Raw genomic sequence first — 22,219 nt, forward strand, 5'->3', positions numbered from 1 at the left:
GCCTCAGGGTTTGCCGGGTTGTGAGCCTTGCGTTCGTCCGCTTTCCCAGCCGCCACCCAATGCCAGGAACAAATCGATCTGGCTCATGGCAACCTGGGTGTTGGCGGAAGCCAATTGCGACCGCACATCGGTGTAGGTGCGCGTGGCTTGCAAATCCGCCAAAAACGACGCGCGGCCGGCCTGGAAGAAGCGGTGAGTCTGGTCTGCCGCCTGTTGCGCCGATTGTTCGGCGTCGGCCAAGGCATCGCGACGTTGCAACAACGCAGAGTACTGCGCCAGACCGGTTTGGGTCTCGCGGATGGCGTTGAGTACCACGCCATCGAAATGCGCCAGCGTGCCCTGGGTCGTCGCCTCAGCCTCACGAATGCGTGCCCGAGAGCCATTGGTAGGCACGGTCCAGGTCAGCAAGGGGCCGAAGCCCCAGCGGTTGGTCGCCGGTTTGCCGAGGTCTTCCAGAATACCGACCGTACCGACGGTCGCGCCGATGCTGATGTTCGGGTACAACTCGCCGGTTGCAATACCAATGCCGGCGGTCGCCGCCGCCAGCTGACGTTCAGCTTGCCGCACATCGGGACGACGCTTGAGCAAGGTGGCGCCGTCACCCACCGGCAACAATTGCGTAATTTTCGGCAGCTCGGCGCAGGTGGCGGTGCCGGCCGGCAGTTGATCCACCGGCTCGGCCAGCAACATCGACAGCCGGAACAACCCGGCCTGACGTGCAGCCTCATAACGCGGCATGTCGGCGCGCAAGGATTTGAACTGGGTTTGCGAGCGGGTGACCTGGGTTTCATCGCCCCGCCCGGCATCGCGCAAACGTTGGATCAAGGTCGTGCTCTGGGCTTGCAAGTCGAGGGAATGCTGAGCAATTTCCCGCTCTTCGTTGGCCGCGCAGACCTGGGTGTAAGCGCGAACAACATCGGCCACCAGGGTGATGCGTGCGGTATCGGCCGCCGCTTGTGTTGCGTCGGCATTGGCTTTGGCCGCCTCGATACCGCGCTGCAACGTGCCGAACAGGTCGAACTGATAGGACGTCGTGATGCCGATATCGCCCACATTGGCCACCGGCACTTTCTCCGGTATCAAGAACGCTTCGCCAGACTCCTGTAAACGCTGGGCCCCGAGTTTCACACCGCCACTCCAACCGCCCGCCGCCTGCGCTTCGTCGACCTGAGCATGAGCCCGCGAGAGCCTCGCTGCCGCCACGCGCAAATCGGTGTTGGAGGCCATGGCCTGCTGGACCAATTGATCGAGACGCGGATCCTGATACAAGCGCCACCAATCGCTGGGTACCGGCGCGGAGACTACATTTTTGCCGTTCACCGCCAGATCGCCCTGCAAATCTTCACGGTGTATGGCGGCTTCGTCTGGCAAGTGATAATCCGGGCCGACCACCTGACACGCCGACAGCAACAGGCCTAATCCGGCGACCGCCAAACCCGAGGCCCTGCTCATTTAGACGGCTCCTGCTGTTGGTCGTCGATGATCGATACCGTCGCGGTTCGCCCGGCAATCATGCGGAAATCTTCCGGTACATCGTCGAAGGCGATCCGCACCGGAATCCGTTGGGCCAGGCGCACCCAGCTGAACGCCGGGTTGACGTTGGGCAGCAGATTGTTGCCACTGCTGCGGTCGCGGTCTTCGATGCCGGCGACGATGCTTTCCACATGGCCGCGCAGTCGCGCGCGATCGCCAATCACACGGATGTCGACGCGCTGGCCGACATGGATGCCGTCCAGCTTGGTTTCTTCGAAATAACCGTCGATGTGGAACGAATTGCTGTCCACCACCGACAACACTGGCCGCCCGGCGCTGACGAACTCTTGCGTGCGCGGCGCGCGGTCGTTGACGTAACCGTCCACGGGGCTGCGGATCACCGAGCGGTCGAGATTCAGTTGAGCGCTGTCCACCGCCACTTGGGCTTCCATCAACGCCACCTCGGCGCGGGCGACCCGGGATTGGCTTTCTTCCAATTGCTCGCCCGGCACCAGATTGCCCAGGCCACGATTACGCTTGGCTTCGCGCTGCGCCTGAGCCAGGGTTTCCTGACGGTCGGCAACCGCGGCCTTGGCTTGACGCAACGCCAGTTTGAAACGGTCCTGGTCGATGCTGAACAGCACCTGGCCGCGTTTCACCCACTGGTTGTCGCGCACCTCCACTTGCTGGATCAGCCCGGACACGTCCGGGGCGATTTGCACGATGTCGGCACGGATGTGGCCGTCGCGGGTCCAGGGCGCATACATGTAGTACATCACCATGCGCCAGACCACGACGACGGCGAAGGTCACGATCAACAGGGTCAAAACGACGCGACCGAGGGTCAAAAAAGGTTTTTTCATGTCATCAGGTATCGACTGAGTGAGTCCACGGCGCCGAGCAGCAAAGCGTAGAGAGCCACGTTGAACAATGCCCGGTGCCAGACCAGACGGTAAAAGTGCAGGCGCGTCAGCAACCCGTGCACCAACAGGTACAACACATACGTAATGCCCATCAGCACCAGCAGCGTGGGCAGGAACACCCCGCTGACATCCAGATCACCGATCATAAAGGCGCTCCGTCAATGCCATGGGGAAGCGGCTCTTCGAGCTCGCCGGTGCCGACGAATTCAACGCCGGGCAGTAATGCCAAACGCAAGCCACTCAAGGCGTGCAGCAACGGTAGACGGGTGCTGTCATCGCAATCGCGGCTCAGCGCGCGGCGCGTACGGCCCATGGTCATCAACAACGCACTCGGCGCCGGCAGGCGCTCGCCAGCCTTGAGGCAGGCCTTGAAGTATTCACCGACCTCGGCCACCACTTGATGCAGCAATGCTTGCGGTACGCCGAGCACGCGCGGTGTGTAGGCGAGCAGGTCGAGCACATTCAGCGCCACGCGCACTTCGCGCAGGGCGATGCCGGTGTCCTGGCCGGTCATGGCCAGCCGTGGCAGATGCTGCATCAGGCGATCGAGCATCTGCACACCCAAGTGCCGATGTTCGGCCAGTGTGGCCGGCTCGCTGAGACTGACGATGTCGCGCCAGCTGAAGCGGGTCAGGCGCTTGGCCGCCAATTCGGCGCCGAACGGCCGGGTGATCAGGGTCCAGACAAACGCAAACAGCAGCCCGATGGGGCCAGCCAGGTTGGAGTTGGCGAAGTTGAGGAAGTCCGCGTCGTACGCGCCTTGAATACTGATGAAAGACGAGGTGTTCACAAGGGTCAGCAACATGCCCAGGTAAAACTGCGGCTTTACCGTCAAGGTGCCGATGCAAATGAACGGGACGGCGAACGCCAGCACCAGCATCGGGAAGTCATGCAGGTTGGGCAGGACCAGAAACAGATAAAGGCTGGCAAGCAATACCGACATCGCCGTCCAGAAAAAGAACCGGAAAATCTGCGGTGCAGGGTCGTCCATCGAGGCGAAAAAGCTGCACGCTACCGCCGCCAGAATCACCGCTGAGCCACCGTCGGTCCAACCGAGCAGGATCCACAGCACCGAGGCGACGATGATCGCAGTGACGGTGGACGCCGCCGAATAGAGCATCAGTCCACGGTCGAGAAACGGCGACAGGCGACCGAGACGCCAGTGCCGATACACCGCGCGCCAGCTGTCCTGGTTTTCACACTGGATGGCGACTTGCAGGCTGCGGCAGTCCTGCCACAAATCGATCCATTCGCCGAGGCGATAGAGCGCGTTGGAGAACAGCAGTTGCTTGCGATCATCCAGCGCCTCGGCGGACGGTTGCAGCGTTTCGAGCTGATCTTTCAACGACTGCCAGCGACCGAGGTCGGCGTCGTTGTGTTTGAGCCATTCGGTGGTCGCGCTCAGCAGAGGCGCGAACTTGTCCACCAGTTCCGGCGTACGCCGCTCCAGCGCATACAGCGCATCGTCGAGGGCGTCGATCACGGGCAACAGATGAATCATCCGCCCCCGCAATTCTTTGGTATTGCGCACCGTTTGCGGCCGCGCCCCCTCGTGGGGTAGCTGACCGATCATCAATTCCAGACTGTTGAAAGTCGTCACCATCGCGGAGCGCAGGGTGCTGACTTCGTCTGGCTGCACGTTGCGGCTGAGGAAACGCAGGCTATAGGTCGAAGCATCGGTGAACCACTTGCTCACCGAATCGTTGAACACCGGCGCCAGCCGCCGTGGCCAGAACATCGCACCGATCACCGCCGCCACGGCGATGCCGAGGAAAATTTCTTCAGCCCGCGCTTCGGCCACATCCCACACCGCCAATGGGTTATCCACCACTGGCAGGGCGATCAGCGGCAACGTGTACCCGGCGAGCATGAGCGCGTAACTGTTGGCCGTGCGCAAATGCAGGGAAAGGAACAGCAAAGTCCCGGTCCACAGGGCAATGACCACCACCAGTACATAAGGACTCTGGATAAACATCGGCACGAAAAAAACCGCCGCCGCTGCACCGAAAAAGGTACCTATCGCGCGGTATAGCGCTTTGGAGCTGGTCGGGCCGACAAACGGGCTGGAGACGATGTAAACCGTAGCCATCGCCCAATAAGGACGCGGCATCTGCATGAGCAGGGCGATGTACAGGGCGATCATCGAGGCGGCAAACGTGCGCACCCCATAGAACCAATCCCGTGCCGGAGGTACACCCGTAAAAAAACCGCTCAAGGGTTCACCGCCGACGGTGGGTTGGCCGCTTCAAAGGCTTTCAGTACCCGCAGCGTGGCCTCCAGATCACTCTGGTCGATCCCTTCAAGCACTTCGTTGCGCAAGCGTACCAGCTCGACTTCAACGGCCTGAACCAACTCGCGACCAGTCTCAGTCAGGCTCAGGCATTTGGCGCGACGGTCATTGGCGTCTTCGGTCCGACGGACGTAGCCCGAATGACAGAGTTGATCCAGCAGACGCACCAATGACGGACTCTCCATGCCCGCCGCCTGCGCCACCGTCACCTGGCGCACACCCTCGCCCAAACGTCCGATCATCAACAACGGGACGGCGCAGGCTTCGGAGATTCCGTAATTGACCAGCGTGGTCTGGCAGATCTTCCGCCAATGCCTGGCGGCCACCACCATGGCACTGCTGATGTTCATCTGGAGAACGTCGAGGTTCTTCTGCACGGCACAAGGCACACTGTTAGTTTGCTAACTATCAATATGGCATTTCATGGGAAAGTTGGTCAAGTTTTGAAACAATTAATGCGCTTCTAGCCAGATTAACCGCCTCGCCCCTTCCTCAGCAGCACATCCAGTTGATCCACCACCTCCGCCCAATCAGCATCATCCAGAATTTCGTCACGCAAGAATGCCGCTTGGCTTTCGGTCCAGAAAAACGCATCCGCCAGGTGCAGTTCGGGTTTTAGCGGGGAATGGGTGGCGATGAACTGGTCAATGCTGACCGGGTCGTTGTCCAGGCCCAGTTGTTTGAACAGGGATGGGAGGCTGTGGGTTGGGGATTCCATAGTGGGGCTCCTGGTGACAGAAATATTTTCGCGAGCAAGCTCGCTCCTACAGTTGTCCGCGCTTCCCCTGTAGGAGCGAGCTTGCTCGCGATGGTGGAATTGACGCTAAAAAATTTAATGACTCAACTCACACACCTCGGCATGCGGCACCATTTTCAGAAATTCCGGCACGCTCATGTGCAGCAGGTTGTTGTGGTTACCGGCCTCCATGTAAATGTCTTTCTGCCGGGTCAGCAAAGGGTCGATGACCATGTCTAGCCCATAGGACTCACCCAATGCCGGCACCGCACCGCGTTCGCAATCGCCGAACAGGTGCGCCAGGGTGCTTTCCCGGGTAACTTGCCATTCGCCGCTGCCACGTACTTTGCTCAGGTCCAGATGACGGTTCGCCGGCAGCACGGCCATCAGGTAATGACCGTGGTGGTCGTCGAGGATCACCGATTTGGCCACCCGTTCGGCAGGAATGCCTGCGACCCGCGCCGTTTCAAGGCTGCTGGCCGAGTGTGGGTGGGTGACGACGTCATATTCGCAGTGCGCCTTCTCAAGGCTGCTTTGCACGGTTTTTGCCATACGCATGATGCACCTCGGTGTCCGCAACAGCTGGTGGCGGACGATGGTTAAATCTGTTCGCTTCATCTCAAAGTCTAGGCCCGCTGGCGCAATCGCGCGGGAAATTTGCCGGTCGGGCGACGTCGACAACTGGGCAAAATTCATACAACCAAAGGCTCAACTAGACTGTATACAGAGCCACCCAAGACTCTCCCGGAGGGTCAAGTGAACACTCGTTGTTGTGCAATTGCGCTGCTGTTGGCCTTGAGCGGATCGGCCTTCGCGGCGGACACCGTCGTGCTGCTGGTTCCCAACCCCATCGGGATCTGGCTGATCACGTTCGGCATCGCGTTTCTGATCGCCGAGGCGGCCCTGCCCAATTACGGCGTGATCGGCTTGGGTGGGATTGTGATGTTCGTGATCGGTGCGGTGATTCTGACCAACACCGAAGTGCCCGTACCTTTGATGATCGGCCTGGGGCTGGTGAGTGCCCTGCTGCTGATTTTCCTGCTGATCCGCGCCCTGAAAACCCGACCGCGCCACACGATCAGTGGCGATGCCGGACTCATCGGCAGCGTAGCGCCGGTGACGTCGTTGCAGGCGGGCAATGCCTATAGTGGCTGGGTGCACCTGCAAGGAGAACAGTGGCAAATACTCTGCGCTACGCCACTGCAACCGGGGCAACAAGTCCGGGTAGTGGCGCGCAAGGGATTACTGCTGCAAGTAGCCGCGGCTGACGCGGCGCCGGCTGGAGAATAGACATGGGCCTGCCACTGGGTTTTGCCGCGCTGCTGCTATTGGTCATTGCGCTGGCGGGATCGACCTTCCGCATCCTGCGCGAATACGAGCGCGGGGTGGTGTTCCAGCTCGGCCGCTTCTGGCAGGTCAAAGGCCCAGGCCTGATCCTGCTGATTCCGGTGGTCCAGCAAATGGTCCGTGTCGACTTGCGTACCGTGGTCCTCGACGTGCCGCCTCAAGACGTGATCACCCGCGATAACGTCTCGGTCAAGGTCAACGCCGTGCTGTACTTCCGGGTGCTCGATCCGCAGAAAGCGATCATCCAGGTCGAGGACTTTCTCATGGCCACCAGCCAACTGGCCCAGACCACGTTGCGGGCAGTGCTCGGTAAACATGAACTCGATGAACTGCTGGCCGAGCGCGAACGGCTGAACATCGACATCCAGCAAGTGCTTGATGCCCAGACAGACGCTTGGGGCATCAAGGTCGCCAACGTCGAGATCAAGCACGTGGACCTCAACGAATCGATGATCCGCGCCATCGCCAAACAGGCCGAGGCCGAGCGGGAGCGCCGGGCTAAAGTCATCCACGCCGAAGGGGAATTGCAGGCCTCGGAAAAACTCATGCAAGCCGCCGAAATGCTCGGCCGTCAACCCGGCGCCATGCAGTTGCGCTACATGCAGACGCTGAGCTCGATTGCCGGGGACAAGAGTTCAACCATTGTCTTCCCGCTACCAATCGAACTGCTCAAGGGCATGGCAGATTTGTCGAAGCCTTGAGCAATCAGCGTTTCAGGGAAACCATTTAAACCTTCGGCCGTCGGTTCAATGCAGCACGAATAAACGCGCATTGGCACCGCCGGCGTGGGCTTCGCCAACGCTCTGCCAGCCTGCGGGTAAGGGCGCGAACTCGTCCGGCACATTCGAGGTGCCGATCAACCACACTCTGCCACTGCCTTTGGGCAAGCCACTAAGGCTGTCAAGATAGATGTCCTGGGTTACCAGTGTGCCGAAACCATAGTCATTCGGTCGGCTAGAAGCACCATTGGCCTGCGGCGGGGTATATAGCAGCGGTTTTGCATCGGTGCGGTTGTAATAGACGTAGCAGAGGTACCAGAGCATATCGCTGGTGACGATCCGGTCGCCGGTCACGAAGTGCTGGTTCACGTAGTCGATCATGACGCTGATCTGATCATTGATATCCACCGTGGCATTGTTCTTCACGCCCACCAGTTCCACGCCGACAAACAGCATCAGCACAGTCAGCGCCAGCACCCGAAACCCTGAATACAGGCGATCAATCGCCAGCGCGACAATCATCGGCAGTCCCAGGGCATAGGCCGTCAGGTAACGCTCGATGAACACCGGCGAGATAAACGACACCCCAAACAGCAGCAGCAACGGCAGCGCCGTGTAGATCACCAGCAGCGCGCTGCCACGAAAGACACTGCGATCCCGTACCAGTGCCACGCCAGCAACAGCCAGTAACGCCAGCGGCAACGCGATAAAAAGTAACGTTGGAACGTCTTCACCGTCGTCCTGGAGCAAAAATGACCAGAGCATCGAAGGTAACGAGCCTAACGTGACAGGCATTTCCCACCCCACGTCGCCATTGGCTTTGAGCTGATCCATGTGCTGAATCAGATCGATCAGACTCGGCACCCACGGCAGGAACAACAGTACGATCGCCATGTTCGCCAACCACCAGACGGGACGCTGAATATGCCGCAGGCGATACCCGGGCTGTACGCGGATCAGCCCCAGATACAACCAGTGGCACAGCACACACAGAGCGGTGAAGTAATGGGTGTAGAGCCCGGCAGTCATCAGCAACGTATACGCCACCAGATAACGCATGCGCCGGGGGTGTCTGATCCAGTAGACCAGAGCAATCGTGGCGCCGATCAACAACAGGCCCAGCAGTGAATACATCCGCACTTCCTGGCTGTAACGCACCGCCGTGGGCAGCAGCGCCAGCAGGAAACCAGCCAGTAACGCGGCACGCCGGGTGGCAAGCAGGTCCACCAGCCAGACGCCGAGCCATACCGTGGCGATCCCGGGCAATGCGCTGAGAAAACGGATCGAAAAAATACCGTCGCCGAACAGCCCGACCCAGCCATGCAACAGCAGGAAATACAGCGGTGGGTGTACGTCATGCGCCGCGTGCGACCAGATTCCGGCCAGGGAATATTGGCTCAGCAGCAGACTGGACCCTTCATCACCCCAGATGGCCGCCGCCGTCAGGTCGTAGAGACGCACCAGCGTGGCCAATGCCAGAATCGGCAACAGCCAGAGCTCCTGTGCCCACCGCATCCAGCGCTGAATAATCGCCCGGACGCCGGGCGCCGCGTGCGGACCATCAGTGCCGTCAAGCGGTGTTTCTCTGCGTGCCTCCATTGCTACCCCTTGCAATTGCCGGTCCAACACCACGGCCATAACCACGAAACTTGTTGGTCACTGTAGGACAGGTGCAGTTCTGTTGTCGATGCTGGCTTTGCGACCCACGTCATCTGCCAGCGGATACACCGACTCCCATCCCCCACCCAACGCTTTGTACAGCCCAACCATGGCCAGCGACACCCCGGTCGAGCTCTCCACCCACTGTTCCTGCGTCGTCAATAACGCGCCTTGCACCTTCAGCACATTGACGAAATCCACCACTCCCTTCGATGTATTGCTGTTGCGCGCCGGGCGACGCACACGTCCCCAGAAATCCGGTTCCGAGGAGGCGGAGAATGCTGCGCCCCACAGGTTGAACGCCGAATCACCGTTGTGCCCAGTGGGAGCGAGCTTGCTCTCCATGGTGTATCAGGAAAACTGATGTCGACTGGTGCACCATCGCGAGCAAGCTCGCTCCTACAAGGGGAGGTGTGTCGGTTCAGCACGGCTGAACCTAGCAGTTCTGATAGTTCTCAACCTCGGCTTGGGCGCGTAAAACTAAAGGCTGGCACTCACTTCGCTCATCACTCGGGAAGGCTTCAACATGTCTCCAACAATTCCTGCTGATCAAGACAACCTGCAACGCACCGTGCTGTTAGCGACCGACAACAAAAACTCGGTACTCGCCGAGGTGGCTGCCGACAACACCAATCCTTTGGCTTATTCCGCTTACGGCCATCAGTCCGCGCGGCATGAAGTCAATACGCATCTAGGTTTCAATGGCGAGCTGCACGAGGCACAAACCAGCTGGTATTTGCTGGGTAACGGCTACCGTGCTTACAACCCGCGATTGATGCGGTTTCATAGCCCGGATAGTTTGAGCCCGTTTGGGGCCGGGGGATTGAACGCATATATGTATTGCGGCGGCGAACCGGTGATGAACAAGGATCCAACCGGACGGGTGTTCTTTGCCCAGGCTTTTAACAACGTCATGACTACAGTGAGTAACGCTACGAACAACTTCAGAGTACTGCGAGCATCGGGTATTGGCCCTCTGGACGCACTCAAAGGTGTCATGCGCCAGCCGTTATCCCTCTCAGGAGCCAACCCTGGCCATGCTGGACTTGTGGGGGGCATGGCGCGGCCTGCCGGACAAATACCGGTGAATCCGAAAGGCGGTCCGATTAGCAACATGAACCACTGGGATCTTTTGGAGGCAAAGAGTCAACCGGGTTATTCGGGAAGTTCAACCCCGACTTCTTCGGACTCCGCGTCCATCTGGGGCTCATCCGGTGGTGGATCCATGTGGGCCCGTATAGCCGCTAGAGATCAAGCAACACGGAATACCTCTTCGCCGTACTCTAGCTCACCCTCCTTGAAGAGACTCCAAGAAAGGTCAGATGCACATCCAAGGAATACCAACAACATTACGAGCAGTAGTAATACCTCTACTGGAGCCCCTTCTAGCTATTCGTCGGGGAGCCATAACAACCCATCACCCCCGCAACGAATCCAATCCTCATCAAGCCCATATCCAACAACTCCCCCAAACATCGATACCAGCAATAAGAGCGTCAGACAGAAGAAATAAACTGACTCCCGCCCAAGCGTTGTGTGGTCAATTACCGCATCCTGATAATTACCCAACTCCTCGGCGATCAGCGTGCGTCGGGCGAAGGCCCAGCCGATTTTCAACATCATTGGCGAATAACCATTTGGCTGATTTCGCCTATGCTGCTGACAGATATCGCGGCGCCAATTTCGAGGGAAGCTCAATGTTCTACGTGCAACGCAACACAGAAGGCCAGCTGATGCGCGTGGAAGCTGAGGCCTATGCCGACGCCACCGAAACCCTGCCGGCCGATCACCCCGATCTACAGGCCTGGTTCGCCAGCGAAGTCATGGCGACCAGCCTCAAACAGCTTAAGCAACTCAAACAGAGCGACCTGGAAATGATCCGGGTACTCGACGACTTGATCCAGGTGCTGATCGGTAAAGGCGTGATTATGGTCACCGACCTGCCGGCCGCCGCCCAAGCCAAACTCATGGACCGGAGCCAGGCGCGTGAGGCGTTGGGCGGGTTGAGTTATTTGATCGATGATGACGAGGATGGGTTGATCTGACCCCCTTCCGTTGCCTGCATTGACGCCTTCGCGAGCAGGCTCGCTCCCACAGGTTAAAGGTGATCCTGTGGGAGCCTTGCTCGCGAAGGCGATCTTCAGCTAACCACAGGTTTATTCTTGAACAGAAATTCCATCAGCTCCGGCGATTCAAGGTGATCCAGTGCCCGCTCCACCAACAAATGAACTCCGTCAGCCATTCGACTGAGTGCCAGCGCGACGGATCGGCGTGAGCCTTCCACATCGTCGGCCAGGTCGGCAGCGATGGCGCTGATGGAGAGCAGGTCTTCGGAGGCGTTGGCCAGCAGGGCTTCGATGTTGATGTCGGGGGCGACGGTGAAGAGTTGGCCTTTGCGGGGCTCGGACTGATGGGATTCTGAAGAATTTACTTCCGATTTGAACATTGGAGTTACTCCTAAACAGTTAGCCAGGAGCCGGAGCACACAGCGATCAAACCAACATCGCTAAAGTGGCTAGGGCTTGTTTCGCCCTAAATAGATTTGTCGGATTTGCACGTCCGTGTCACCGGTTATTCAGTGACAAATCCAGACTAGCCATGGACCTGACCTCGAACAAGTTCACCAACACCGCTACAACTTGAAGGAAATCTCCGACGGTGTTGTCTCCACTCAGATCGTTCCCACGCCGGTTTCGGTGTTGTCTGTTCTGGCGCTTTCGCGAGCAGGCTCGCACAGTTGGTCGGGTACGACACAGAACCCATGTGGGAGCGAGCCTGCTCGCGAAGGCGGTCTGACTGGCGCCAAATAATCAAAGGCCTACCCCCAAGGCTTGGGCTCACCAATCAACCGCCCCTGAACGCCATACACCCCCATCTCGCGAATCACCGACAGCTCGCCCTCGGTCTCGACCCGCTCGGCAATCAATGGCAAGTCGATGCTGTGGGCCGCGCGCTGAATCGCCTCGATGAACAAGCGCTTGTCGCTCTCTTGATCGATCGTGCGGATGTAGCTGCCGTCGACCTTCAGGTACGCCAACCCAAGCCGCGCCAGGTTGCCGATCATGCTGAATCGCCCGCCAAAGTGCTGCAGCCCCAGGGAGAATCCAAGTTCACGCAACCGTCGCGTCAGCGCTTCCAGCCCCCCTTGCTCCGGCAGTTGTTCCTCGCCGATTTCCAGGGTCAGTCGCGGCCCCAGATTGGAATGAGAACGCAGAATCTCGAAAATTTTATCCAGCACCTGCGGGTCCGCCAACGTCGCCGAAGACAGGTTCAGTGCCAGCGACTCTTCGTGGTTGGTCATCTGCTCGAACACCAACTCCAGCATCAGACGGTCCAGCCGGGCAGCCCAACCAAAACGCTCCAGCCAGGGCAGGAAGCGCCCGGCGGAAATACTCTGGCCCTCGTCGTCAATCAAACGCGAAAGCACTTTGTAATGCAGCACCAGTTGCGTGTCCTGGCTGGCCACCACCGGCTGGAAATACAACTCGAAACGCCGCTGACTCAGCGCCTGATCCAGTAAGCGATGCCAGCCATGAGGGTCATCGCCGACACGCGCCGATGTGCTGTGATCCAGGCAGACCCAACTCGAATCGCCCTGGCCTTCGGCCTGCGCGAGCGCCTGATCCGCCAGGCCGAGCAGTGCTTGCGGTGAGTCGCCGTGAATGAACGGCGCCAGTCCGATTGACGCTACCGAGGCCATATCGGTGGCACCCGTCGTATGCAGGCTGGCCAGGGCACTGTCGAGATTCTGCGCCAGTTGCAGCGCTTCTTCGCGCACCAGTCCCGGGGCCAGTACGGCAAATTCTCCACCACGAATCCGCGTGACGAGGTTTAGCGTCTCCGGATACTTGGCGCACTCACGGGACAGTTGTTCGCCCACCGCTTTGATTAATTCATCCGTGTGTTGACCGCCGCGACGCTGATTCTGCCCGGCCAGATCCTTGATCCGCAGCAGCAGCAGGTAACCCGAGCTGGCCTGTTCGGGATTACTCACTCGCGCATTCAGCTGCATCTCGAAATAGCGCCGGTTGGCCAACCCGGTCAAGGCGTCCTGGTAGGACTCGACACGCAGTTTTTCACTGCGTTCGGCCTGCTCCTGAAACAGCGCTTTAAGCTTCTCGACCATCTGGTTCATGGCCTGCACCACGCGGCGCAATTCCGGGGTGCGCGGCAGGTCTGGCAGGCTGAGGAATTCCCGACGGGCGATGGCGTGGGATTGCTGGACCATGTAGTCCAGCGGTTTCAATTGCCGGCGCAGCAACAGCGCACCCAGTGCCGCGCTCACTGCGCCACAGAGCAGCAACCAGCCCAGGCTGCCCAACGCACTCTGCCAAAGCTTGGCTAACGCGAACATCGGGTGGCTGACCACCTCCACCCGCGCGGCCTGTTCCCAGCCACGGCTGACGATCGCATCGCCGCCTGCCGGTTCGAGGCCAATCAGTTTGACGAACCAGTCCGGCACATTGTTCACCGCAGGGATACCGCTACGCTCGACCAGCGTCTTGTCGTTCGACAGGTCAACCACCCGGATGCTCGCGTAATAACCGCTGTCGAAAATCGAACTGACCAGCAACTCAACCATCGCCGGATCGTCGATGTTCGGCGTCAAGGACAGCGCCAACGCGGTCGCCGCGTCCTGGGCGTGAGAGCGCAACTGGTTGACGTACTGGGTACGCGAGCTCTCCAGGCTGACCATGAAGCTGCCGGTGAAGGCGACGACCAGGAACAGACAGATAGCGATCAATAGCTGTTTGAACAAAGACATCTAAGCGCGTGCTCCTAATTAGTCGTCTCGACCGGAAATCCTTCGGCCTGCATCTTCTTCAACACATCCTGCCAACGGGACAGCCGTTTGGTGTCCCCAACCTTCTTGTTGCCCTTGGCACCCGGTAACCACAACCCTTCGGCATTAAAAGAATACACCGGCAATAAATCGGCCCGTTGGCTGGCGGGTTTGATGGCATCGATCAGGCTGTCGAGCACCAAAGGCATCGCCTCCGGGCTTGAGTAATAGGTCAGCACCATATGTGCGCGGTTCAAGCGCAACGCCTTTACATAAGTAATGCGCAACTTGTCACTGGGCACGCCGAGATGACGCAAACTGAAATACTTGGCGATGGCGTAATCTTCGCAGTCACCGGCGCCCTTCCACAGGGCCTCGATCGGGGTTTCCCAGTAATCGACCTCATGCCACAGGTCGATATCTTCTTCGTAGCGCATCTGTTTGTTGAAGAATTGGTTGACCACCTCGAGCTGCTGCAGCTCGCTGACTTGCTTTTGAGTTGCTAAAAGATGTTGCCAGGCATCAATACGCTGCTGCCCTTCGCCCAATGGCCCGTACAATGCCTGCGCTCGACGGCTGATCAGGGAAAAATCCCAGTCGGCATGCAGCCCGCCCAGCATGACCCCGGCCAGCAGCAATGCGCAGCCTAACCAGCGAAAAGTCCGACGGATCGCGAAACGTACCGCCAATGCGTGGCACCCAGGTAGGCAAGTGGAAGTCGGTTGATGGTGGAGGTTAGCCCGTTAAAAGACAATGGCAGGGTGAGATCACTTGCGGCGCGCTAGACTTTGTATGTCGGGGGTCATAAAAATATCGCCGCCTTTTAAGGCGGCGATATCTTGGCCGTTTGACAACCTGTCAGGCAGTCACTAGTGTCCCCTTGGATCCAAATTTATCTCAGTCAAACAGGGTGCGTTGTTGTGACACAGAAGCCCAATCCTCTGAACAGCATTAAGGTCAACGGGCCGATTCCCGCTCATCTGGCACGCTCGGTGATTGAAGAAACCCTGCGTTCGGCGATTCTCGACGGGCGTATTCCCTGCGGTACGGCCCTGCGTCAGCAAGATTTGGCCGACCTGTTCGGCGTCAGCCGCATGCCGGTACGCGAAGCGCTGCGCCAACTCGAAGCGCAAGCGTTGCTCAACGTGGTCGCGCATAAAGGCGCAGTGGTCGCACCATTGGTCCAGGGCGATGCTGTAGAAACCTACGCGCTACGGATCCTGCTGGAATCGGAAGCCTTGCGCTTGTCGATTCCATTGCTCGAAATTGCAGATCTGGAACAGGCTGCCCGCTATATCGATGAGTTGGAAACAGAAAAAAACTACACGGAAATTGGCCGACTCAATCGCTTGTTCCACATGTCGCTGTACTGCAAAGCACCGAACCAGCGGCTATTGAGGTTAGTGGAAGACGGGTTGAACGAAGAGGAGCGCTTCCTGCGTTTCAACCTGGAAGCCATGGGCCTGGGCAAACTGTCCCAGGAAGATCACCGTGCACTGCTGCAGGCTGTCGAAAACCGGGACATCGAGGGCTCGGTGAAGCTGCTCGCACACCACCTCAACCGCGGAGTCGAGGTCATCACCCGCTACCTCAACAGCCCTCAAGCGCTGAATAAAAAAAACTCGAAGTAAATCGCAATAGCAGCCTGAACGGGCAGGTTGCACTGCTCGTCTTGATTTGTCACAACTCGCCCTGCTCCAAAGCCTCCTCGAACCCATAATTTCACCGACTGCATGATGCCTCGGTGATAGCGGCTGCCTTGAATTACGCTCACTCTAGGGTGCCAACGAATTATGAACGGGTGACGCACCGCGCGAGCGAGCGAGCAGTCCCCGCATCAAGAACCTACGGAAGGAGCCTTGCCACGGGAAAGGAAGAATCGGCGTCGTTCCCGGCCAACTTCTACCCCCTCAAATCACCTCAACGATTTCAATTAGAAAGTTGCTTCGAGTGAGGCATTCACTCTTTATTTTAATTCTGACTTATATAAGCCGGAAGGAGCAACTACGCCAAAATAAAACTTATATAAAAAGTCTTATTGAAACTTGTCACGCTTTAAAAAGCTAAACTTTAAAATAATATAAAAATAACTTGTCGCGGTCTTTATTCGTGTATTAGTTTTTCTCCGCAGCCAATGAACACTGGCGACCAAGCCAGCATTAAATGACTTGGAAACAACTTACACAGATCAATTCGTTTGAGGCACTCGTTCGCCAAAAGAAACGTTTAACTCGCAGTTACTTATTGATCACCCCTCATTCCAGAGAACTTATAGGCTCTCCCATGACACCGACTAAAGACCGCCTGAATCAGAAAAAAGCAGAACTTAGCGCACATCCGATTTTCTCTGAAATCCATTCGTTGCCGATCCTCCAACGTTTCATGGAAACCCATGTATTTGCGGTGTGGGATTTCATGTCGCTGACCAAGCGCCTGCAACAGGAACTGACCTGCGTGCAACTGCCATGGCTGCCGCCGCGGGATCCCCAGGCGGCGCGGTTGATCAATGAGATTGTGTTGGGTGAAGAGTCTGATGACCGTCCGGCGCAAGGTCACTACAGCCATTTCGAGTTGTACCTGGATGCAATGCGCGAAGTCGGGGCAAGCACCGCCGCCGTCGAACGCTTCGTGGCCCTGCAACAAGAAGGCGTGAGCTACGACGTGGCACTGCAGAGCGTGGACGTCGACCCGGCGGCCGCGCGGTTCGTTCGTCATACCTTGCACACTGCATTGCACGCGCCCGGCCACAGCGTGGCAGCGGCGTTTCTACATGGTCGCGAGAGCGTCATCCCACAGATGTTCCAGCGTATTCTCGACGACTGGGGCATTGGCATCGAGCAGGCGCCGACGTTTCGTTACTACCTCGAGCGACACATCGAAGTCGACTCCGAAGACCACGGCCCGGCCGCCGAAAAACTCCTCGCACGGCTGGTCGATGGCGATCCACAACGTGAAGTGGACGTCTACGCCAGCGCCATCGCCGCCGTCGAAAGTCGCATCGCCCTGTGGGACGGTCTGCGCCTGAGCATGAACGAGCCGGCTGCGGAGGTGAACGCATGAACGCCGCCGACTACCAATCCTTCGCCGACGCCTGGGAAAGCCGCGCGACCATCCGCACCCGCCCGCGCCGCGTGCTGGAGAACGACCACAAACTGATTTATCCATTGAGCCGACAACCGTTGGTGCTCAGCGAAACCTTCCTGCGCGAATGCCCGGAACAACGCGACTTTGCCCTGGTGCAGACGCTCTACAAATTCATTAACGACGTGGTGATTTTCGAAACCGAGATCGTCGACAAGACCGCCCGCAGCATCGCGAAAAACCGCTTTGCCGTGGCCTTCCCGTTCGCCTGTCGATACGACGCGATGACCGTGGTGGTGGACGAGGATTATCACGCGCTGGTCGCTATGGACTTCATGCAGCAAACCGTCGCCATGACGGGGATCACGCCCATCGAATTACCGGATGAGATCGAACTGAGCCGAGCGATTCCAGCTGCCGTGGCACTGGCACCGGAACACCTGCGCAGTGCCGTGGAATTGATCTGCGTGGCCATCGCAGAGAACACCGTGACCGGCGACGTCGCGGCGTTCGCCAAGGACGACACGGTCAAGCAGTCGATCAAGGGTTTGATGGCTGACCACTTGCTGGACGAGGGCCGTCACTCCGGGTTCTGGTCGCGGATGGTACGCATCTATTGGCACACCGCGAGTGAAGCCGACCGCCAGTGCATCGCGCACATCTTGCCGGTGTTCATCGGCCATTACTTGACCAACGAGATCCAGAAGTCCTTCGACTTCCGGCTGATCGAGTCCCTGCACATCAGCGAGACGGCGCGCAGCGCACTCAAGCGTGAAGTGTCGGGGCTGGCGTTCCCGATCAACCGACATCACCCATTGGTGGCCAACATCGTGCGGTTTTTCCGTAGCAGTTCACTGCTCGATTCGCCGTGCGTGCAAAGCGCCTTGAGCGACTACCTGGTTTAACGAGGAGCACATCATGAGACGTCTCGATATTCTGCTCATTGGGCAAAGCCCGGCCCTGACCGACCTGGCACTGGAACTCGAACAGCACGGTCATTCACTGGTGCACCTGACGAGCGTCGACCAACTGCCGTCGGGCCCTGCGGATTTGCTGATTGACGACGCTACCCTGCCATTCCGGGACTTCGGCCTCGCACCTCAACTGACGCTAAAGCTGGGTATAGGAACATCGGCTACTGCAGTCCTGCCGTCGCTGGACCTGTTGTGCCTGCTCGGTTCAACGCTGCTCACTCGTGTGCCCATTGGCGACGAACCTTCGGGCAACGGCCAGGCACTGCGCTTGCGGGCAGTAGGGGAACTGGTAGACCACGTCGCGCTGCTGGTCAGTCGCTTCTCACGGGATGGCGAGTACTTTCAGCTTTCTGAGCCGATCCCCTCTATTGCTTTCGAACGCGTGGAGAGTCTCCTGTTTCTGGAGAGCCTGGCATTCGTCCATCGACTCAACACAACGACTGAACCCAAACTGCTGCACCTCGCGCTAACGCCGATGATCGAGCGGCTTGAGCAGCGCCTTATCCAATCAGCTGAACGCCCGGCACTGAACATCGCTGGCACATCCCTGAGCTATCGTGAACTGCACGCCCACAGCCGTGCCATTGAGCAGCGATTGCAGCCTTTGCTCAACCAGCACGAAGGGCCGTTGGTGGTCGGGATTTGTTTGCCGAAATGCAGCGCGCTGTACGCAGGCATTCTGGCGATTCTCGGTAGCGGTGCGGTGTACCTGCCGCTGGAGCCGAGCCATCCACTGCAACGTCAGCAATACATTTTGGCGAATGCCGGGGCAGTGTTGTTGCTGCATGACGGCCAGCATCCGCTCGCTGACGAAATACCCGGGCTGGATATCAGCAGCATCGACTTTGATGACCTGGATCTCGATCAACCGCTGATGCGTCAGAGGCCTGATCTCGAGGCACCGTGCATGGCGCTCTATACCTCGGGAACCACCGGCCATCCCAAAGGCGTTTTGCTCAGCCAGGCCAACCTTGCGCACTTCACCGTCTGGTATGCCGACTATGTGCAGCTGACGGAACAGAGTCGGGTGTTGCAGTTTTCATCGTTGAGTTTCGACTCGTCGCTGATCGATATTTTCCCGACTTTGCTGCAGGGTGCCGAACTGATCGTACCCGGCGAGGATCAGCGTCGCGATCCACTGCAATTGGTCGACCTGATCCGCCATCGACAACTCAGTCATGCCTTTTTGCCGCCGGCCTTGCTGAGCATTCTGCCGCTGGATCAATTGCAGTGCCTGGATCATGTGATGACTGGTGGCGATGTGTGCGAACCCTATGTCATCCAGCAGCTGACCCGTCAGGGCAGGTTCTACAACCTCTATGGCCCCACCGAAGCCACGGTGCTGATTACCGCGCGGCGTCTGCAAGCCGGCGATAGCAATCGAACCCTTGGCGCGCCGATCGCCAACAGCCAGGTGCTGATTCTCGATGAGGATTTTCAACCAGTGGCCGAACAAACTGTCGGCGAGTTGTACATCGTCGGCCCTGGCGTATGCCTGGGTTATCTGAACAACCCGCAACAGACCGCCGAACGTTATTTAAACCTGAGCTTGCCGAATGGTCATAGCCTGCGCGCCTACCGCACAGGCGACATGGCGAAGTGGACCACCGACGGTATCGAACTCTGCGGACGACGCGACAACCAGGTGAAGATCCGTGGCTTTCGGGTCGAGCCGGAGGAGATTGAGGGCTGCCTGCGCGACAGCCAGTTGTACCGTCAGGTGGCGGTGGTCATCGACAGCCATCGACGGATTCTGGCCTTCCTTGCGCAACCGCAGGAAGACCAATCCGGTGGCGCTCGCGATGCGTTGAAAGCCCACTCGCTGCAGTTCTTGCCGGACTACATGCAACCCGTGGCCTGGACCGAACTGACGAGCATGCCGTTCGCCAGCAACGGCAAGGTCGACCGTAAAGCGCTGTTGGGACTCCCCGTCAGCGTTACTGAAAACAACCCGCGACGCCTGCCCGCCAGTGCCGATGAAGCGCTGTTGCTGGAGATTTGGGCTGAGCTGTTGGAATTACCGGCCAGCGATATTTCAACCGATGAAAGCTTCTTCAATCTGGGCGGCCACTCAATCCTGCTGTCGCGCATGCTGTTGCGTTTGCGTGAAGAGTTCGGGCGCAGCATCTCGATCAATCGCTTCATCGAACTGCCGACCATCACCAAGTTGGCGACCCTGGTTCGCGGCTCCGGCACCGAAGCAGTATTGAGTGAACAGGCCATGGCCGACGCCTTCCGCGAACTGGATGTGCAGCCGCTGCCGGTCAGCCGGATGGGTGATGTGCACAAAGTGATCGTCACCGGCGCCAACAGTTTTGTCGGTCTCCACATCGTCGAGGCGCTACTCGCCTGGGGCGCCAGCGAAGTCGCCTGCCTGGTGCGCGACGGCGGCGGGCAATCAGCGGCGCAACGCTTTACTCAGGCAGTGCGAGAGAACCGTCTGGAACACCTGGACCTCAGCCGCGTGCAGGTTTACGCGGCGGACATTACGCGGCCCGGACTGGGGCTCGCCAATGAGGTTTACGAACGACTGGATCGTGAGTTCGGCGCGCTGGTGCACAACGCCGCCAACGTCAATCACGTCCTCGATTACGAGTCATTGGCACGGGACAACGTCGAACCGATTTTCGAGTGCCTGCGTCTGTGTGAAGGGCGCAGCAAAAAAATCTTCAACTTCGTCTCAACGCTCTCGGCCTCCAGCACGATTTCCGCCGAGGGGCGGGTGCTGGAACTCCCCGCCGCGCAGACCCCGCCGATCTATATCAAGAACGGCTACAACCTGTCCAAGTGGGTCGGTGAGCGAATCCTCGAACGGGCTCGCGAACGCGGCGTGCGGGTCAATCTGTATCGACCCGGCAACATCAGCTTCAACAGCCTCACCGGCGTCTGCCAGCCGCACAAAAATCGCTTGATGCTGATGCTAAAAGGTTCGATCCAGCTCGGACAGGTGCCGGAGTTTGCACTGAACTTCGACCTGATGCCGGTGGACTTTCTCGCCCGCTTCATCGCCTTTCACGCCAGCCGCTATCAGGCCGAAAAAGCAGTGTTCAACCTGCACAACCCAGAACCTCTGAGTTGGGATGACTACGTGTCGTCATTCCGAGAGGCCGGTCGGGAGTTTTCCATGGTCAGCGTTACCGACTGGCAGCAGCAACTGGGGCGGGTCGACACCGATAACGCCCTGTTCGGCGTACTCGGCTTCTACCTCAACGGCTTCGAAGAAGACATCGGCGACATCTCGATGATCGGCCACGACAACGCCCAGGCCGGGGTCCGGCAGATGGGTGCGCGGTACCCGGAAAAATCTCCGGCACTGCTGCGTCGCGGCTGCGACTACCTCAAAGAAATCAATTTCATCTGATTCCCCTACACCAACAATGGAGCAAGACCATGACTACTCTGCAACCCGATACTTTGATCAGAAATCCACAAGGCTGCCATGTGGCGTCCTCGGTGGAAGTGCCGGCTGACGCCGCGCAGGTCTGGGCCGTGGTCGGCAACTTTGCCGGCTTCGATCAATTCATTCCAGCGCTGTCACACATCGAGATGACCGGTGAAGGCGTGTCTTCCCTGCGCAAGAAGTTCTTCAAGGATGGCAACCTGGTGGTCGAACAAATGAACTCCCGGGATGACCAGGCACGGAACATGACCTGGACCACAATCTACAACACCTTGGGTGTAGCCCATTTGTGGGCCGCGATGAGTGTTGAACCGGTGACTGCCGGCAAATCCCGAGCGACCTGGACCATCATCGCAGAACCCGCACAGAGCAGCGTGGAGGCACTGTCAGGGTTCAAGGACTTTGTTCAGGGTTTTGCCGATGATGCGATGAACAATGTGCTGAAACTATTTACGCAAGCCACAGCGAGCCACCAGCTCTAATCACTCGCCGCTCCGCCAAAGCCAGCCCTTGAGTTCATGGGCTGGCTTTTTCGTGACCACGGTTCTTGATAGCCCTAGAACGACAAAACCCCTGTCTGCGTTAGCAGACAGGGGTTTCGGAGTTCAATCTTGACGATGACCTACTCTCACATGGGGAAACCCCACACTACCATCGGCGATGCATCGTTTCACTGCTGAGTTCGGGATGGAATCAGGTGGTTCCAATGCTCTATGGTCGTCAAGAAATTCTGTGACCAGCCCGTTACAGCAGTAACGTACCAGCAAAATGGGTGACTTCTACTTAAAACAAAACCCCTACCTGCATACGCAGATAGGGGTTTCGGAATTTAAT

The 22,219-nt window shown here is 58.5% G+C and carries 20 protein-coding genes, 1 rRNA gene and 1 pseudogene; 9 read left to right on the forward strand and 13 right to left on the reverse strand.

What is annotated here, in order from left to right; translation table 11 throughout:
• Positions 1–3: 3 nt before the first annotated feature.
• From ACM6IR_RS18940 to ACM6IR_RS18970, 7 genes are all read right to left on the reverse strand, one after another.
• Complete coding sequence (locus ACM6IR_RS18940; RefSeq protein ID WP_414909099.1) at positions 4–1,452, reverse strand: efflux transporter outer membrane subunit; 1,449 nt, start codon at positions 1,450–1,452, stop codon at positions 4–6.
• Positions 1,449–2,336 carry an efflux RND transporter periplasmic adaptor subunit gene (locus tag ACM6IR_RS18945; RefSeq protein WP_414909100.1) on the reverse strand — a complete coding sequence of 296 codons (888 nt, stop codon included), beginning with the start codon at positions 2,334–2,336 and terminating at the stop codon, positions 1,449–1,451. The genes ACM6IR_RS18940 and ACM6IR_RS18945 overlap by 4 nt, the downstream gene beginning before the upstream one ends.
• Entirely contained in the window at positions 2,333–2,542 is a 210-nt protein-coding gene (locus ACM6IR_RS18950; RefSeq protein ID WP_407799892.1) for a DUF1656 domain-containing protein, read from the reverse strand. Before ACM6IR_RS18950 ends, ACM6IR_RS18945 begins: the two co-directional genes overlap by 4 nt.
• Positions 2,539–4,611: an FUSC family protein gene (locus ACM6IR_RS18955; protein WP_414909101.1), complete on the reverse strand. Its 2,073-nt coding sequence runs from the start codon at positions 4,609–4,611 to the stop codon at positions 2,539–2,541. Before ACM6IR_RS18955 ends, ACM6IR_RS18950 begins: the two co-directional genes overlap by 4 nt.
• Entirely contained in the window at positions 4,608–5,036 is a 429-nt protein-coding gene (locus ACM6IR_RS18960; RefSeq protein WP_414909102.1) for a MarR family winged helix-turn-helix transcriptional regulator, read from the reverse strand. Before ACM6IR_RS18960 ends, ACM6IR_RS18955 begins: the two co-directional genes overlap by 4 nt.
• A gap of 122 nt (positions 5,037–5,158) precedes the next feature.
• A complete protein-coding gene (locus tag ACM6IR_RS18965; RefSeq protein ID WP_414909103.1) occupies positions 5,159–5,404 on the reverse strand; it encodes a DUF2789 domain-containing protein in 246 nt (81 codons plus the stop codon).
• A gap of 114 nt (positions 5,405–5,518) precedes the next feature.
• Positions 5,519–5,980, reverse strand: coding sequence for an aminoacyl-tRNA deacylase (locus ACM6IR_RS18970; protein WP_414909104.1), 462 nt, complete (start codon positions 5,978–5,980; stop codon positions 5,519–5,521).
• A 198-nt stretch (positions 5,981–6,178) separates the two neighbouring features.
• Between ACM6IR_RS18970 and ACM6IR_RS18975 the strand changes: the two genes are divergently transcribed.
• Together ACM6IR_RS18975 and ACM6IR_RS18980 are read left to right on the forward strand one after the other, a co-directional pair.
• Complete coding sequence (locus ACM6IR_RS18975; protein WP_414909105.1) at positions 6,179–6,712, forward strand: NfeD family protein; 534 nt, start codon at positions 6,179–6,181, stop codon at positions 6,710–6,712.
• Positions 6,713–6,714: 2 nt separating this feature from the next.
• Positions 6,715–7,470, forward strand: a complete 756-nt coding sequence (locus ACM6IR_RS18980; RefSeq protein ID WP_414909106.1) for a slipin family protein — start codon at positions 6,715–6,717, stop codon at positions 7,468–7,470.
• A gap of 45 nt (positions 7,471–7,515) precedes the next feature.
• Here ACM6IR_RS18980 and ACM6IR_RS18985 read toward each other — a convergent pair whose 3' ends face one another.
• Both ACM6IR_RS18985 and ACM6IR_RS18990 read right to left on the reverse strand, forming a co-directional pair.
• Positions 7,516–9,087, reverse strand: a complete 1,572-nt coding sequence (locus tag ACM6IR_RS18985; protein ID WP_414909107.1) for a glycosyltransferase family 39 protein — start codon at positions 9,085–9,087, stop codon at positions 7,516–7,518.
• A gap of 57 nt (positions 9,088–9,144) precedes the next feature.
• A pseudogene (locus ACM6IR_RS18990) lies at positions 9,145–9,376 on the reverse strand (hypothetical protein); the annotation flags it as partial.
• A gap of 297 nt (positions 9,377–9,673) precedes the next feature.
• Between ACM6IR_RS18990 and ACM6IR_RS18995 the strand changes: the two are divergent.
• Positions 9,674–10,660, forward strand: coding sequence for an RHS repeat-associated core domain-containing protein (locus ACM6IR_RS18995; protein ID WP_414909108.1), 987 nt, complete (start codon positions 9,674–9,676; stop codon positions 10,658–10,660).
• Positions 10,661–10,844: 184 nt separating this feature from the next.
• Positions 10,845–11,192, forward strand: a complete 348-nt coding sequence (locus tag ACM6IR_RS19000) for a tryptophan synthase subunit beta (RefSeq protein WP_414909109.1) — start codon at positions 10,845–10,847, stop codon at positions 11,190–11,192.
• Positions 11,193–11,287: 95 nt separating this feature from the next.
• On the opposite strand, the gene ACM6IR_RS19005 is transcribed toward ACM6IR_RS19000, so the two are convergent.
• From ACM6IR_RS19005 to lapG, 3 genes are all read right to left on the reverse strand, one after another.
• Entirely contained in the window at positions 11,288–11,593 is a 306-nt protein-coding gene (locus ACM6IR_RS19005) for a DUF6124 family protein (RefSeq protein WP_414909110.1), read from the reverse strand.
• A 372-nt stretch (positions 11,594–11,965) separates the two neighbouring features.
• Positions 11,966–13,912: a cyclic di-GMP receptor LapD gene (lapD, locus tag ACM6IR_RS19010; protein WP_414909111.1), complete on the reverse strand. Its 1,947-nt coding sequence runs from the start codon at positions 13,910–13,912 to the stop codon at positions 11,966–11,968.
• Between the two features lie 14 nt (positions 13,913–13,926).
• Positions 13,927–14,619: a cysteine protease LapG gene (lapG, locus tag ACM6IR_RS19015; RefSeq protein WP_414909112.1), complete on the reverse strand. Its 693-nt coding sequence runs from the start codon at positions 14,617–14,619 to the stop codon at positions 13,927–13,929.
• A gap of 231 nt (positions 14,620–14,850) precedes the next feature.
• Here lapG and ACM6IR_RS19020 point away from each other — a divergent pair, with 231 nt between their 5' ends.
• The 5 genes from ACM6IR_RS19020 to ACM6IR_RS19040 all read left to right on the forward strand — a co-directional run bounded on the left by ACM6IR_RS19020 (position 14,851) and on the right by ACM6IR_RS19040 (position 21,867).
• On the forward strand, positions 14,851–15,561 hold the full coding sequence (locus ACM6IR_RS19020; protein ID WP_414909113.1) for a GntR family transcriptional regulator: 711 nt from the start codon (positions 14,851–14,853) through the stop codon (positions 15,559–15,561).
• 652 nt (positions 15,562–16,213) lie between these two features.
• Positions 16,214–16,990, forward strand: coding sequence for a DUF3050 domain-containing protein (locus ACM6IR_RS19025; RefSeq protein ID WP_414909114.1), 777 nt, complete (start codon positions 16,214–16,216; stop codon positions 16,988–16,990).
• Entirely contained in the window at positions 16,987–17,916 is a 930-nt protein-coding gene (locus tag ACM6IR_RS19030) for a diiron oxygenase (RefSeq protein WP_414909115.1), read from the forward strand. The genes ACM6IR_RS19025 and ACM6IR_RS19030 overlap by 4 nt, the downstream gene beginning before the upstream one ends.
• 13 nt (positions 17,917–17,929) lie before the next feature.
• Positions 17,930–21,346, forward strand: coding sequence for an amino acid adenylation domain-containing protein (locus ACM6IR_RS19035; RefSeq protein ID WP_414909116.1), 3,417 nt, complete (start codon positions 17,930–17,932; stop codon positions 21,344–21,346).
• Between the two features lie 29 nt (positions 21,347–21,375).
• A complete protein-coding gene (locus ACM6IR_RS19040; RefSeq protein ID WP_414909117.1) occupies positions 21,376–21,867 on the forward strand; it encodes an SRPBCC family protein in 492 nt (163 codons plus the stop codon).
• 127 nt (positions 21,868–21,994) lie between these two features.
• Here the strand turns inward: ACM6IR_RS19040 and rrf are convergent.
• Positions 21,995–22,110, reverse strand: a 5S ribosomal RNA gene (gene rrf / locus ACM6IR_RS19045).
• Between the last annotated feature and the right edge of the window lie 109 nt (positions 22,111–22,219).

It is taken from the genome of Pseudomonas sp. IT-P253 (assembly GCF_949768125.1).
Taxonomy (GTDB): Bacteria; Pseudomonadota; Gammaproteobacteria; order Pseudomonadales; family Pseudomonadaceae; genus Aquipseudomonas.

Bases quoted from the DNA above. Each gene is read 5' to 3' on its own strand.
- ACM6IR_RS18940 (WP_414909099.1), bottom strand. From the start codon at position 1,452: ATGAGCAGGGCCTCGGGTTTGGCGGTCGCCGGATTAGGCCTGTTGCTG.
- ACM6IR_RS18945 (WP_414909100.1), bottom strand. From the start codon at position 2,336: ATGAAAAAACCTTTTTTGACCCTCGGTCGCGTCGTTTTGACCCTGTTG.
- ACM6IR_RS18950 (WP_407799892.1), bottom strand. From the start codon at position 2,542: ATGATCGGTGATCTGGATGTCAGCGGGGTGTTCCTGCCCACGCTGCTG.
- ACM6IR_RS18960 (WP_414909102.1), bottom strand. From the start codon at position 5,036: ATGAACATCAGCAGTGCCATGGTGGTGGCCGCCAGGCATTGGCGGAAG.
- ACM6IR_RS18965 (WP_414909103.1), bottom strand. From the start codon at position 5,404: ATGGAATCCCCAACCCACAGCCTCCCATCCCTGTTCAAACAACTGGGC.
- ACM6IR_RS18970 (WP_414909104.1), bottom strand. From the start codon at position 5,980: ATGCGTATGGCAAAAACCGTGCAAAGCAGCCTTGAGAAGGCGCACTGC.
- ACM6IR_RS18980 (WP_414909106.1), top strand. From the start codon at position 6,715: ATGGGCCTGCCACTGGGTTTTGCCGCGCTGCTGCTATTGGTCATTGCG.
- ACM6IR_RS18985 (WP_414909107.1), bottom strand. From the start codon at position 9,087: ATGGAGGCACGCAGAGAAACACCGCTTGACGGCACTGATGGTCCGCAC.
- ACM6IR_RS18995 (WP_414909108.1), top strand. From the start codon at position 9,674: ATGTCTCCAACAATTCCTGCTGATCAAGACAACCTGCAACGCACCGTG.
- ACM6IR_RS19000 (WP_414909109.1), top strand. From the start codon at position 10,845: ATGTTCTACGTGCAACGCAACACAGAAGGCCAGCTGATGCGCGTGGAA.
- ACM6IR_RS19005 (WP_414909110.1), bottom strand. From the start codon at position 11,593: ATGTTCAAATCGGAAGTAAATTCTTCAGAATCCCATCAGTCCGAGCCC.
- lapD (WP_414909111.1), bottom strand. From the start codon at position 13,912: ATGTCTTTGTTCAAACAGCTATTGATCGCTATCTGTCTGTTCCTGGTC.
- ACM6IR_RS19025 (WP_414909114.1), top strand. From the start codon at position 16,214: ATGACACCGACTAAAGACCGCCTGAATCAGAAAAAAGCAGAACTTAGC.
- ACM6IR_RS19030 (WP_414909115.1), top strand. From the start codon at position 16,987: ATGAACGCCGCCGACTACCAATCCTTCGCCGACGCCTGGGAAAGCCGC.
- ACM6IR_RS19035 (WP_414909116.1), top strand. From the start codon at position 17,930: ATGAGACGTCTCGATATTCTGCTCATTGGGCAAAGCCCGGCCCTGACC.
- ACM6IR_RS19040 (WP_414909117.1), top strand. From the start codon at position 21,376: ATGACTACTCTGCAACCCGATACTTTGATCAGAAATCCACAAGGCTGC.